The organism is Hubeiibacter jixunmingi (assembly GCF_041928215.1).
Classification (GTDB): Bacteria; Pseudomonadota; Gammaproteobacteria; order Pseudomonadales; family Moraxellaceae; genus Acinetobacter.
This window is the reverse complement of sequence record NZ_JBHFHK010000008.1, coordinates 23,964-36,575: the sequence shown is the minus strand read 5'-3', so window position 1 is coordinate 36,575 and position 12,612 is coordinate 23,964. Positions and strand designations below refer to the sequence as shown.

Below are 12,612 nucleotides of genomic sequence, written 5' to 3'. Positions count from 1 at the left end.
TACTTTATCGATTAGCCTAATTATCATGGACAAGCATAGCGTATTTAACGAACAAACCAATTTGGCAAAATGGTGGGGGCAAAAACAGTTTTTGCTCAACCAAAGTTATGCTTGGCATTTTGGTTCTTTATATTGTCGTATTATTCGTAATTCTAAAGAATGGCGTATTGAATATCATCGCCCGAAGTTTCAACATGAAAGTCAGCAAGACTGGCAAAACTTACCTCAAGATATGGCTTTTCCTGAGCCTGTACAATTTGAACGTTATATGTTTAAGACGACACAAGAAAATCTGATGCTCATGCCTCGTCTTGCAGATCGTTCGGTCGTGATTAAGCCTGTACAACCCATTTATATTCCCGAATCACAACAGGCTACTCTATTTATCAGTACACCGCTGTGGATCTGCGGATTGGTTGAACAGCAACGTGATGCTTTGTTTGATATTCCTATTATTCGACCTAAGGACACATGGTTTGGCAATCCAACCATGGGACAACTATGTTATGCCACGTTAGTCAATGGTAGTGTAGATTTAGACTTATTGCCACCCCGTGCATTTCGTGCGGTGACTGCGATTCATTTTTATAATGGCAGTAACCAGCAGATGCGATTGGAGCGTATCAACGTGCCTGTACCGTCTTTGCCTTTATTTTATAGTGAAAGTACTCAACGCCTTTGGACATCCGAAATCAAAGTATATCAAGGTGCAATTGATAAGCCACCTCGTATTCGTATAGAAAGTCGTACTCCACCGATGGCTGGTGAAGTCAGCTTTGTACAGCCTGCACGCAATGATTCAGCAGGCTTTATTTATAATATGTTTGATTCTTTATTATAATTTTTGATCAGGTTGAGATACTGCTATGGCTGATTTAGATGTAAAAAAACAACTGAATGAAATTTTCTCTAATGTTATTCAAAGTATCAGTGCAGACCGATTTCAAGATATTATCTTTGCAATTTTATTTGCTGTAGCGGGCTTTTTTATTGCCAGAGTGGTCAGCAATACATTCTCTGCAACCATTGGTGCTAGACTTAATCAGCATCAACGCTTGATTTGGCGACGTGGTATTTTCTACTTTATTTTTATTTTATTTTTGGTTGCAAGCTTACGAGAAGCAGGTTTTAAACTCAGTGTATTTTTGGGTGCAGCAGGGATATTGACAGTTGCCTTAGGTTTTGCCTCGCAGACATCTGCATCAAACTTAATCAGTGGTCTATTCTTGATTGGCGAAGGCTCATTTGCAGTGGGTGATACTATTCGTCTTACGTTGATTCGTGGTCATGTGATTGAAGGCGAAGTGGTCTCTATTGATTTATTATCAGTCAAGTTAATTACTTTGGATAACATCTATATTCGTGTACCAAATGAGCAACTGATCAAAGCTCCAGTATTTAACTTGACACGTTTTCCTGTCAGACGCATTTCAATTCAGCTATTTATCAACCATGATGAAAATATCGAAAAAGTCCGTAAAGTATTGATCGAAACTGCGGATAGTTATTCATTAGTGCTGGATGAACCACGTCCAAATGTCGCAGTGACTGCTTTTAGAGAATCAACAATTGAGTTGTTATTTACAGTATGGACATTGCAAAAACACTATATCAAAGCACAGGATGAGATGCAGGAATATGTGCATAATAGCTTTATCAAACATCATATTGATATGCCTACACCAAAAATCAAAGTCCTTTCAAATGATAAAAATTTAGACCAATTCGCTGAATCATAATACGTTTAGGACAAATAAAATGCTAGATCGACAAAGCTGGGGAGTAATCTTTGTACTTATCTCGGCATTTTCTTTTTCAACCAAAGCGATATTTGTCAAATATGCTTATGAAGTATCTGATCAAGTTACTGCTATGGATTTGTTAGCGTTACGCTTACTTAGTGCTTTACCTTTTTATATCTTGATTTTGTTTGTCTTCAAAAAAAATACTATTCCTTTATATAAAAAAGATTATCTTTGGCTGTTAGCGGCAGGCTTTATGGGTTTTTATGCATCAAGTTTGCTAGATTTCATGGGGCTGCTCTATATCAGTGCATCTTTAGAACGAATCATTTTCTTTTTGTACCCAACCATTACAGTAATTGTATCTGCAATGCTTTATAAGCAAGGTATCTCATTGAAAGTGGGCTTGGCGATAGCGTTAAGTTATCTTGGGACAATTTTAGTGATGCTTTATGAACCTGTAAAACATAGCCAACATTTATGGCTTGGTGTCGGGTTAGTATTTGCCAGTGCCATGACTTATGCAAGCTATATGCTGATGAGTCAAAAAGTACTGCCTAAATTTGGGGCAATGCGATTTACAACGTTGGCTACACTTGCGGCAACAGCTGGCTTTATTACCCACTATAGTTTGGTCGTTCCGACGGGTCTGCATCATTTATTCAATCTACCACATACTGTCTATTATTATGGTTTTGCTTTAGGATTATTTGCAACGTTATTGCCAACTGTACTCATGATGATTGGTATTGAACGCTTGGGGGCGGCAAAAACGGCCATGATTAGCTCAGGTGGCCCTATTTTTACTATTATTTTAGCTGTTTTATTTTTGGGTGAACAGTTGAATATGATTCAATGGCTTGGTTGTATTCTAAATATCATCGGCGTATTAATGGTCAGCCTAAATAAAAATCCCCCAAAACCATGATGATTTTGAGGGACTAATTACATTTAAAATTAAACTTTTAAAATGTATGTTGACGCTTATAGCTTAGACACAAGCTCTGGTACAACCGCATTCAAATCACCAACTAACCAGTAGTCTGCAACCGCATTGATTGGTGCTTCTTCATCTTTGTTAATCGCAACGATGACTTTAGAATCTTTCATCCCTGCCAAGTGTTGAATCGCACCAGAAATACCCACCGCAAGATACAAATCAGGTGCAACAATTTTACCTGTTTGACCCACTTGCATATCGTTTGGTACAAAACCAGCATCCACCGCCGCACGAGATGCACCCAACGCCGCACCAAGCTTATCAGCCAATGGATTGAGGACGTTGTAATAGTTCTCACCAGAACCTACACCACGACCACCAGATACCACGATACGTGCAACTGTTAATTCTGGACGCTCGGATTTGACGATTTCTTCGCTGACAAACTTAGAAATACCTGCATCTTTCGCTTCAGCGACATTTTCAACCGAAGCTGAACCACCTTGAGTTGCAGCAGCGTCAAACGCTGTACCACGTACAGTGGCAACGATAACTGCTTCGCTAGATTCTACAGTCGCAATCGCATTGCCTGCATAGATTGGACGTTTGAATGTATTGGCATTTACCACTGCAATCACATCAGATACCATGCTGACATCTAATAACGCTGCAACGCGTGGCAGAATATTTTTACCTGTAGTAGTTGATGCAGCCAAAACGTGCTTATAACCAGATTTTGCTACATCAGCAACCAAAGCTGCTACATTTTCAGCCAATTGGTTTGCATAGGCTGCGTTGTCAGCAAGTAAAACTTTGCTCACACCTGCAACACTTTTCGCTTGCTCAGCAACTGCATGTGCATTGCTTCCTGCAACCAATACAGTGATGTCACCACCGATTTGTTGTGCAGCAGTCACAGCATTTAAAGTCGCTGCATTTAAAGTTTGGTTGTCGTGTTCTGCAACAATTAAAATACTCATAACTACTTCCTTAAATGACTTTAGCTTCGTTCTTTAACTTTTCAACCAGTTCATCAACTGATTTCACCTGTACACCAGCTTTACGCTCAGCAGGTGCTTCAACTTTTACAGTTTTGAGCTTGGTACCTGTTGCAACGCCATAATCGGCAGGTGCTTTGGTGTCTAATGGCTTTTTACGTGCCTTCATGATATTTGGCAATGCCGCATAACGTGGCTCATTCAAACGTAAATCTGTAGTGATGATCGCAGGCAAGTTTAATTCAACAGTTTGTAAACCACCATCGATTTCACGTGTCACTTGTACTTTATCGCCATCAACTTTGACTTCTGATGCAAAAGTACCTTGACCAGCACCCATCAATGCACCGAGCATTTGACCAACTTGGTTTGAATCGTCATCAATCGCTTGTTTACCGAGTAAAATCAATTGTGGTTGTTCTTGATCCACCACACCTTTTAGGATTTTAGCAACTTCTAAGGCACCGATTTCATCATTGGTTTCAACCAAGATACCACGGTCAGCACCCAACGCCATAGATGAACGAATTTGTTCTTGTGCTTCTTTAGGACCAATTGAGACAACAACAATCTCAGAAACAACGCCTTTCTCTTTTAAGCGTACAGCTTCTTCAACTGCGATTTCACAGAATGGGTTAATCGACATTTTTACGTTCGTTAGGTCAACGCCTGTATTATCTGCTTTGACACGTACTTTGACGTTCGCATCAACCACACGCTTTACAGCGACTAGTGCTTTCATATTCTTCCTCTACAATGTTAAGTGAGTCCAAAAAGTGTAAATGACTCGGGGATAAAAAAGAATTGCTCTATCTTGCATTGTCTTTGGCAGTACGGTCAAGTGAATTTCACTCACTTCATGTAAAAACTCGTAACGACTGCATAAATTATGCCGAATCACAACACTTGTTTATCTCAATTGTCTAACCATTTTTTAGCAATTCATTTTGCTTAAAAATAAAATCAACACGCTATTTTTGACCTTTCTTAGCAATTTGTAAAAAACTATCCTTGACTACGTTGGACTTTACATTTTGATTTTTTTATGGATGAAAATTTCATAAGTGTGAATTTTTGTAAAATCTAAAAAATATCAATTACTTATGATCTATAAAAAATTATATTTAATTTTTTTAAGTATTTTTATAATAAGCAAAGATTTGCCAAAAAATGTGATACAAATCTCAAAATAAATCTTAAGTTTTTGACTATAAATGATTGAATAAATCGATTAAAGAAAAAAAAACTTAAAAACAATCAATATATCAAACAAATACAATTTTAAAAAAAATACAAATAAATCAACATGTTGTAAATTTATTACACAAATAAATGCATATTGTTTTTTTCATTTTTTTAGGTATAGTGGCGTCTATGTTAGGTCACTAATCTTTTTATATGAGTATTTTCAGCCGTTTGTTAAACAGCACTGCAGATCAAATCAATAATAGCCATCGCAATCATGTATGTTGTATTGAAAATGACTATTCGTGTAAACCTTGTGCAGAACTATTTAGAGTCTTGCGTGATACCAATGATAGTGATGTATCACAAGCACTCAAAAAGTTACTGCGTTCTCGTGGTTATTCTAACAAAGACATTGCAGCACAAATCAGCATCAATATGTCGTAAGTGCCAAGAAATAAATAAAGCGTATATCATTGCATATACGCTTTTTTTTGTTTCTGACGGTCATAAATTTAACCCAGTTCGTTTGGTAACAATTCATAAAACTGCTATACTTCTTGTCCACGATATTATTTCTATTTTAACGTTGTATATTGTTTGAGATTGACGCATCTTTCTCGAAAAAAGTGACGTTTTATCCTGCTTTAGGACATGTGTTATGCAACCATTTGTTCATCTTGGTCTTCATTCTGAATATTCGATTACTGATTCAATCGTGCGTTTGGATAACTTGGTGGATATGGCTGCCAAACAAGATATGCCTGCCCTCGCCTTGACTGATTTGTCCAATTTACATGGTGCAGTAAAGTTTTTCTATGCCTGTATGAGCAAAGGGATTAAGCCAATTTTTGGTAGTGACTTACGTTTGGGCGATGAACATCACCGTGTACAGTTGTTGGCGATGAATGACACAGGTTGGCATCATTTGATGGAAGTGGTGTCGTTGGGTTTTACCGATGGTTTAAAACTGGATGTGCCGGTTGTTGATAAATCTTGGATTTTGGATAAACAACAAGGCTTGATTGTCCTGTTGGGACGTCATAGTGATGTGGGTGATGCACTTTGCTCGAGCAATCCACAAAAAGCTGAACCACTGATTGAAGAATGGCTTGAGCATTTTGGTGACCGTGTTTATTTGGCATTGACACGTACCGAACGAGAACAAGAAGAACAATTTAATCAAGCTGCGATACGTTTGGCTGCCAAATATGATATCGCCTTGGTGGCACATAATGATATTCGTTTTTTACAAGAACAAGACTTTGAAGCCCACGAAGCCCGAGTATGTATTGCCGAAGGTTATGTATTGGGTGATGACCGCCGTCCAAAAACCTATAGCCCACAACAATATTTTAAAACTGCCGAACAAATGGCAGAACTATTTGCCGATATTCCCGATGCATTGAATAATAGCTTTTATATTGCACAGCGTTGTACGGTAAATCTGAGCTTGGGTAAAAACTATTTGCCTGATTATCCGATTCCAGACGGCTTTACCATTGCCACTTATTTTGATTATGTTTCAAAACAAGGTTTGGAAGAACGTTTAAGCCATCTGTACCCTGTTGAACAGCGTGATGACACTTGGACTGAGCAGCGTAAAGTCTACGATGAACGTTTGCAATTTGAAATCGACGTGATTTTAAAAATGGGCTTCCCTGGTTACTTCCTGATCGTAATGGACTTTATCGGTTGGGCGAAGCAAAATGGCGTGCCTGTCGGGCCGGGGCGTGGTTCGGGTGCAGGTTCATTGGTGGCTTATAGCCTAAAAATCACTGACTTAGATCCATTACGTTATGATTTGCTATTCGAACGTTTCTTAAATCCAGAACGTGTATCGATGCCCGACTTTGATATTGACTTCTGTATTGCAGGGCGTGACCGTGTCATCGACTATGTGGCACAGCGTTATGGTCGTGAAGCGGTGGCACAGATTGCCACATTCGGTACGATGGCAGCAAAAGGCGTACTGCGTGATGTGGCACGTGTATTGGGTAAATCTTATGGTCTGGCAGACCGTTTATCCAAGCTAATTCCGACCAAGCCGTTGGGTGTTGGTTTGGCAGATGCCTTAGAGCTAGAGCCACAATTGGTGGACATGATTCGTAATCCCAATAATCCTGATTATGATGATGCGTCAGAAATTTGGGAAATGGCGGTCAAACTGGAAGGCATTACTCGAAATACAGGTAAGCACGCAGGGGGCGTACTGATTTCCCCAGGTAAAATTACCGATTTCTCTGCGGTGACTTGTGAAGCCGATGGCACAAACCGTGTCAGCCAATTTGATAAAGATGATGTTGAAGCAGTCGGTTTGGTCAAATTCGACTTTTTGGGTTTGCGTAACTTAACAGTGATTGAAGAAGCACTTACCCATATCAATAAACGCTTGCCCGATAGCGAAAAAATCGACATTTCTTATGTGCCTTTGGATGATGTCGCTGCCTACCAAGTCTTTGCTGAAGCCAATACCACAGCGGTATTCCAGTTTGAATCCGTCGGTATGAAACGGATGTTAAAAGACGCTCGTCCGAGTAAGTTTGAAGAAATTATTGCTTTTGTATCTTTGTATCGCCCTGGTCCAATGGACTTGATTCCTGACTTTATTCAGCGTATGCATGGTGGTAGTTTTGAATATTTGCATCCATTGCTTGCCGATATGCTCGCCCCAACTTACGGCATCATGGTTTATCAAGAACAGGTGATGCAAACTGCTCAGCTCTGTGCAGGCTATAGCTTGGGTGGTGCGGATTTGTTACGTCGTGCCATGGGTAAGAAAAAACCCGAAGAGATGATCAAACAGCGTCAAATTTTCTTGGCAGGGGCAGCCGAAAAAGACATTGATGAACAAACTGCAAACCATATTTTTGACTATATGGAAAAATTTGCAGGTTATGGTTTTAACAAATCGCACGCTGCTGCTTATGCCCTAGTCGCCTACCACACGGCATGGCTCAAAGCCCATTATCCAGCCGAATTTATGGCGGCAGTGTTGTCATCGGAAATGCAAGATACGGATACCATTGTATTTTTGATTGATGACTGTCGTTTGAATGGTTTAACCGTGCAACCGCCATCGATTAATAGTTCGGATTATCGTTTTAAAGCCAGTGATGAAAGCACGATTGTGTATGGCTTAGGGGCAATCAAAGGTGTGGGCGAACAAGCCATGCAATCGGTGATTGAATCTCGCCAACGTGATGGTGAATATCAAGATCTATTCGATTTTTGTCACCGTATTGATTTGAAAAAAATCAATAAACGTACTCTTGAAGCCTTGGTGCGTGCAGGGGCGATGGATTGCTTAAACGAAGAACGTTCGACCTTGATGGAGCAATTGCCCGAAGCGGTACAAGCTGCCGAACAAGCCAGACAAAATCGTGAATCAGGCATGATGGATTTGTTTGGTGAAGTGGAAGAAGTACAACGCCGACCTGCAAAACCAATCAAAGCATGGAGTGATGAAGTTCGCCTACAAGGTGAAAAAGAAACTCTCGGCTTATATCTGACAGGACACCCGATTGATGTGTATTTGCCTGAGTTAAAACATTTTGTGCCAAAAAAATTAGCCAAATTGGTTGCAACACGCCGTGGTATACAACAGATTTTTGCAGGATTTATTATTGATATCGCTCACTTTCCGAACCGTACCATGGTGACTCTTGATGACGGTTCAGCACGTTTGGAGATTTCTACCAATCGTGAACGTTTTGAGCGTTATAAAGATGTATTGTTGTTGGATAAACTGGTCATCATTGAAGGCGAAATCTATGAACGTGAAGGCTTTGACCGCCCTTCTGCTCGCCTAACCAAGGCTTTTGGCTTAGATGAAATCCGTGAAAAACGTGCGGAAATGGTGTGTTTAGATTTTGATATTGATGAATTAGATGCTGATTTTGCTCATGAATTGCAGTCGGTTTTGCAAGAATTTTCAGTCCAACCTGAGCAAAGCAGTATTGATTTAAAACTGAATTTGTCTTTTGCTTTTGCGGATTGTCAGTTGTCATCTACAACTTGGCGAGTGCAACTGTGTGATGCATTAATGATTAAGTTGCGTGATGTCTTTGGCAAACAACATGTCAATATGAAATACAAAGTCAAAAATCATCGGGTCAAAATCATTGAAGCGGATTATCGTTTGCAAGCGGAATATACGCCACAATATGATGAAGCCGAGTATATGCCAAGCGGTGAGATACCACTGCAAGAGCCTGCTTATATGCAACAAGATTTTTCGTGATTGATGATAAGTTATCAACAGAAATTGAAATAATTTTTTAAAAGGTGAAAAAGTATGTCAGTACATATGCGTGAACAGTTGCATCAACTTAAGCAACAAAACTTAAGCGAAAACATTCGCCAACAATTGCAACGTAGCAATAAAAGCCAACGCCAAGAAAGCTATCAACAGGCCTTGGTGAATTTGGCAAATCGTTTTGATGATGCGGTGATTGAAGCATTAACTTTGCGATTTAATCTACACGCAGGACAAGCCAAAAAGCTGAAATTTAAAAAAGACCGTATCAAAATCCTAAAGCAACATGGCATTGATTATGTCAGCTTAGACGGCTATGAAACGGCGGAAATCTTGTCATTAATTCGTCAAGCGATTATTCATGAAGATGGTATGGTGACAGAAGCACTGGACGGTGCATTTCATTTTTGGAAGCACGGTTTTGAAATGGTGCAACTGGACAATAATTTTGAGCTGTTGGCAGAAGATATTCAAATTCATTTTGAGATTTTAATTGATGCGTTATTGGATGTATAAGGTTTTTATCAATGAAACTTGAAGCTACTGGCATAGACATTTAAGTTTTTTGATGAATAATCAACCTATATTGTACAGAGAAAATAAAGCGTGTTATAGTGAAATACGCTTTATTTTTGGGAGTGAGAATAATGCAACAAATTACCGTATATAAAGAAATCTATCATCAACCTGTCAATCAAATTAGCGTACCAAAAGAATTGCAAAATCAAGCTTTTGAAGTGACTTTTGTGCCTATCGAAAAGCAAGAAAAGCCAAAGTTTGTGTCTGCACTGGATGTCTTGATGGCGTATGATGGTGTAGATGTATCAGATATTGATTTTGATGAAGAATTAGATATGCCTAACATTCCAAGCAAAAATCGTTGGGTGGAGTTTGATTGATGTATTTATTTAAGAAACTTTCTATTTTTACCGCAAGTATTTTATTTTCATGTTCACTATGGGCAAATGATATTGCCGATTTGACCAAAAAGGCAGAGCAAGGCGATGCTCAAGCCCAATTTGAGTTAGGTTCAAATTATTATCAACAGCAAAACTACCCACAAGCCAAAATTTGGTATGAAAAAGCAGCTAATCAAGGTCATGCAGAAGCACAATTTAATATAGGCTTAATATATGCTAAAGGTCTAGGTAGGGGTAAAACAAGACTATTTTAGAGCAATACAATGGTATGAAAAAGCAGCTAACCAAGGCGATGCCAAAGCACAAGGCAATCTAGGATTATTATATGTTCAAGGTCTAGAAGTAAAGCAAGATTATAAAAAAGCCAAAGCATTTTTTGAAAAAGTAGCTAATCAAAACATGCCTATTCCACAATATAATTTAGGACGATTATATGCTAATGGTCATGGGGTAAAAGTCGATTTATCACAAGCCAAATACTGGTATAAAAAAGCTTGTGATGGTGGTTTTCAAGTTGCTTGTGATGCTTATCAAAAGTTGCAATAAATTATCCAAAATAAAAGGCAATTCAAACATTGCCTTTTATGTTTTTAACAATGATTTTATTTCAAAAAATTAAGCATTAAGCCAAACGATTTAAAAACTTATCCACTTGCTGTTCATCCGTCGCCCAAGACGTGACCAACCGCACCACCACTTGCTCATCATCCAACTTTTGCCAATCATAAAAGGTAAAATCTTGGCGTAATTGCTCAGCAACCGCAATCGGCAATTGTGCAAATACTTGGTTAGTTGCTAAAGGGTATGCCAAACGATAGCCTTTTTGAACCAAACCATCTGCCAATTTTTTTGCCATTGCATTTGCGTGTTTGCAATAATCAATATAACGATCATTTTTTAATAATGCCAAAAATTGCAAGCCTAATACACGACCTTTTGCTAATAATGCACCATGCTGTTTGAGATACACCGCAAAATCTTCAGCGATTTCCGCACGATTAATCACGATTGCTTCACCAAACAACGCACCCATTTTGGTACCGCCTAGCCAAAAAATATCGACCAAACGTCCTAAATCAGCATAACTAATGTCATTATCCAGATTTGCCATAGCACTGCCTAATCTCGCACCATCTAGCATCAAATATAAATTGTGCTGCTTACAAAAATCACTAATCGCCTGCAACTCAGACAGCGTGTAAATCGTGCCCACTTCTGTGCTGTTGGTAATATAAACTGCTTTTATCTTGACCAAATGTGGAAAGTGCTGGTGCTTTTCCCATGTTTGTTGCAAATGCTCTACCGAAATTTTGCCATTTATGCTCGGCATCGTTACGACTTTATGTCCTGTTGCTTCTATCGCACCTGCTTCATTGACAAAAATATGCCCCGTATCAGCACACATTACCGCTTCAATCGGACGTAACAATGCATCTAAACAGACTAAATTGGCTTGTGTCCCACCTGTGATTAAAAAAGTTTTGCTATTTGGATTGGCAGTTTTGCTTGCCATAATGTCTTGTACATCTAAACTAAAACGATCTAAACCATAGCCCGAATGTTGCTCGAGATTCGTTTCTAGCAATGCCTGCAAAATCTCTGGACATGCACCCTCACTATAATCATTTAAAAAACTATACATTTAAAATCCACCAAAACAAAAGCATAACGATTAAAATCACGCCCTAAATTTATTTACTCAAAATTTTAGAGCAATATCTATTAAATCAACCATTTATAGACACGCTAAAATAACATAAAATGATTTTATCAACCAATATAATCTATTTATCGATTAAGCTACAATTATTCTTTTTGGTAATCGCAAGTGTATGTTTAGTAACCATTTTTGATAATACTTTTGACAGATGACCTGCCATAATTGATTTTGTACCAAATCAATCTCATCCGCAATAATTAAATCGAATTGATTAAATATCGGTTCTAAATTTTGATAACCATATAATGCCAAAAAATCTTGATAACGCCCGACATAAACCTGCTTTGCTTTAAATTCAATTTCGGATAGTGCATTTTGATTTAAATCAAAATCTTGATGCACTTGCATAAAATCACTAAACATCACTTGGCTATGTAATTGACTACTTTGTTTAATCTCATTGAGCATATTGGTAGAATGCGAACAAATCAAAATACGCTGTGTAATCTGATGATGAGTTAAATATTCACTTAATGCAACGATTTGGCGTGATCGTTCAATCGGATGATAAGCGATCAGCTGTTGTTGTTTTTCACCACACAGCCATTGTTGTATCAATAATCGCAAATCATAAGCTTGTTGTTTGCTATTGATTAATTCTGGATTAAAATAAAATATTTCATCATCTGTATCAGTATGCTGAGCGTCTAACACATGAGGGTTGGTTTTATTTAATTCATCATCATGGTGAATAATATCTTTTTTATCAAATTTTTCACTTACTGCTACATATTCTATAATATCAATGTCACCATTTAAATCATGTTGATCTTTCTGTTCTGATACATGATGTTGTTCAATATCATGATTAATCATTTTTAAATTACCATTTTACGATTAACTTCTAAA

13 protein-coding genes and 1 pseudogene are annotated in these 12,612 nt (G+C 38.3%); 10 read left to right on the top strand and 4 right to left on the bottom strand.

Annotation, left to right across the window (positions count from 1 at the left end; all coding sequences use genetic code 11):
- The first annotated feature begins 25 nt into the window (after positions 1-25).
- From ACEYX7_RS02300 to ACEYX7_RS02290, 3 genes are read left to right on the top strand one after another with little or no spacing between them, the layout of a single operon-like run.
- Positions 26-841, top strand: a complete 816-nt coding sequence (locus ACEYX7_RS02300; protein ID WP_374802537.1) for a hypothetical protein — start codon at positions 26-28, stop codon at positions 839-841.
- Positions 842-866: 25 nt separating this feature from the next.
- Positions 867-1,739, top strand: coding sequence for a mechanosensitive ion channel family protein (locus ACEYX7_RS02295; protein ID WP_374802539.1), 873 nt, complete (start codon positions 867-869; stop codon positions 1,737-1,739).
- Between the two features lie 19 nt (positions 1,740-1,758).
- Positions 1,759-2,670 carry a DMT family transporter gene (locus ACEYX7_RS02290; RefSeq protein WP_374900168.1) on the top strand — a complete coding sequence of 304 codons (912 nt, stop codon included), beginning with the start codon at positions 1,759-1,761 and terminating at the stop codon, positions 2,668-2,670.
- A gap of 56 nt (positions 2,671-2,726) precedes the next feature.
- Here ACEYX7_RS02290 and ACEYX7_RS02285 read toward each other — a convergent pair whose 3' ends face one another.
- Positions 2,727-3,662, bottom strand: coding sequence for an electron transfer flavoprotein subunit alpha/FixB family protein (locus ACEYX7_RS02285; RefSeq protein ID WP_374900167.1), 936 nt, complete (start codon positions 3,660-3,662; stop codon positions 2,727-2,729).
- A 10-nt stretch (positions 3,663-3,672) separates the two neighbouring features.
- The gene (locus tag ACEYX7_RS02280) at positions 3,673-4,422 is read right to left on the bottom strand and encodes an electron transfer flavoprotein subunit beta/FixA family protein (protein WP_374806670.1); all 750 of its coding nucleotides are present in this window, start codon (positions 4,420-4,422) and stop codon (positions 3,673-3,675) included.
- 656 nt (positions 4,423-5,078) lie between these two features.
- On the opposite strand from ACEYX7_RS02280, the gene ACEYX7_RS02275 reads away from it, so the two are divergent.
- The 7 genes and pseudogenes from ACEYX7_RS02275 (at position 5,079) to ACEYX7_RS02245 (ending at position 10,589) form a co-directional block, all read left to right on the top strand.
- A complete protein-coding gene (locus ACEYX7_RS02275) occupies positions 5,079-5,312 on the top strand; it encodes a hypothetical protein (protein ID WP_374802547.1) in 234 nt (77 codons plus the stop codon).
- A 214-nt stretch (positions 5,313-5,526) separates the two neighbouring features.
- Positions 5,527-9,108, top strand: coding sequence for a DNA polymerase III subunit alpha (gene dnaE, locus ACEYX7_RS02270; RefSeq protein ID WP_374900166.1), 3,582 nt, complete (start codon positions 5,527-5,529; stop codon positions 9,106-9,108).
- Between the two features lie 54 nt (positions 9,109-9,162).
- The gene (locus ACEYX7_RS02265) at positions 9,163-9,639 is read left to right on the top strand and encodes a hypothetical protein (protein ID WP_374802551.1); all 477 of its coding nucleotides are present in this window, start codon (positions 9,163-9,165) and stop codon (positions 9,637-9,639) included.
- Positions 9,640-9,770: 131 nt separating this feature from the next.
- On the top strand, positions 9,771-10,022 hold the full coding sequence (locus tag ACEYX7_RS02260) for a hypothetical protein (protein WP_374802553.1): 252 nt from the start codon (positions 9,771-9,773) through the stop codon (positions 10,020-10,022).
- Entirely contained in the window at positions 10,022-10,297 is a 276-nt protein-coding gene (locus ACEYX7_RS02255; protein ID WP_374802555.1) for a tetratricopeptide repeat protein, read from the top strand. The genes ACEYX7_RS02260 and ACEYX7_RS02255 overlap by 1 nt, the downstream gene beginning before the upstream one ends.
- Positions 10,298-10,301: 4 nt before the next feature.
- A pseudogene (locus ACEYX7_RS02250) lies at positions 10,302-10,394 on the top strand (sel1 repeat family protein); the annotation flags it as partial.
- 48 nt (positions 10,395-10,442) lie between these two features.
- Complete coding sequence (locus ACEYX7_RS02245) at positions 10,443-10,589, top strand: hypothetical protein (protein WP_374802557.1); 147 nt, start codon at positions 10,443-10,445, stop codon at positions 10,587-10,589.
- A gap of 76 nt (positions 10,590-10,665) precedes the next feature.
- On the opposite strand, the gene ACEYX7_RS02240 is transcribed toward ACEYX7_RS02245, so the two are convergent.
- Entirely contained in the window at positions 10,666-11,685 is a 1,020-nt protein-coding gene (locus ACEYX7_RS02240; RefSeq protein ID WP_374802559.1) for a threonine aldolase family protein, read from the bottom strand.
- 153 nt (positions 11,686-11,838) lie between these two features.
- A complete protein-coding gene (locus tag ACEYX7_RS02235) occupies positions 11,839-12,579 on the bottom strand; it encodes a hypothetical protein (protein ID WP_374802561.1) in 741 nt (246 codons plus the stop codon).
- Positions 12,580-12,612: the final 33 nt, after the last annotated feature.

Excerpts from the sequence above, each read along its gene's own strand:
- ACEYX7_RS02300 (WP_374802537.1), top strand. The coding sequence starts at position 26 with ATGGACAAGCATAGCGTATTTAACGAACAAACCAATTTGGCAAAATGG.
- ACEYX7_RS02295 (WP_374802539.1), top strand. The coding sequence starts at position 867 with ATGGCTGATTTAGATGTAAAAAAACAACTGAATGAAATTTTCTCTAAT.
- ACEYX7_RS02290 (WP_374900168.1), top strand. The coding sequence starts at position 1,759 with ATGCTAGATCGACAAAGCTGGGGAGTAATCTTTGTACTTATCTCGGCA.
- ACEYX7_RS02285 (WP_374900167.1), bottom strand. The coding sequence starts at position 3,662 with ATGAGTATTTTAATTGTTGCAGAACACGACAACCAAACTTTAAATGCA.
- ACEYX7_RS02280 (WP_374806670.1), bottom strand. The coding sequence starts at position 4,422 with ATGAAAGCACTAGTCGCTGTAAAGCGTGTGGTTGATGCGAACGTCAAA.
- ACEYX7_RS02275 (WP_374802547.1), top strand. The coding sequence starts at position 5,079 with ATGAGTATTTTCAGCCGTTTGTTAAACAGCACTGCAGATCAAATCAAT.
- dnaE (WP_374900166.1), top strand. The coding sequence starts at position 5,527 with ATGCAACCATTTGTTCATCTTGGTCTTCATTCTGAATATTCGATTACT.
- ACEYX7_RS02265 (WP_374802551.1), top strand. The coding sequence starts at position 9,163 with ATGTCAGTACATATGCGTGAACAGTTGCATCAACTTAAGCAACAAAAC.
- ACEYX7_RS02260 (WP_374802553.1), top strand. The coding sequence starts at position 9,771 with ATGCAACAAATTACCGTATATAAAGAAATCTATCATCAACCTGTCAAT.
- ACEYX7_RS02255 (WP_374802555.1), top strand. The coding sequence starts at position 10,022 with ATGTATTTATTTAAGAAACTTTCTATTTTTACCGCAAGTATTTTATTT.
- ACEYX7_RS02245 (WP_374802557.1), top strand. The coding sequence starts at position 10,443 with ATGCCTATTCCACAATATAATTTAGGACGATTATATGCTAATGGTCAT.
- ACEYX7_RS02240 (WP_374802559.1), bottom strand. The coding sequence starts at position 11,685 with ATGTATAGTTTTTTAAATGATTATAGTGAGGGTGCATGTCCAGAGATT.
- ACEYX7_RS02235 (WP_374802561.1), bottom strand. The coding sequence starts at position 12,579 with ATGATTAATCATGATATTGAACAACATCATGTATCAGAACAGAAAGAT.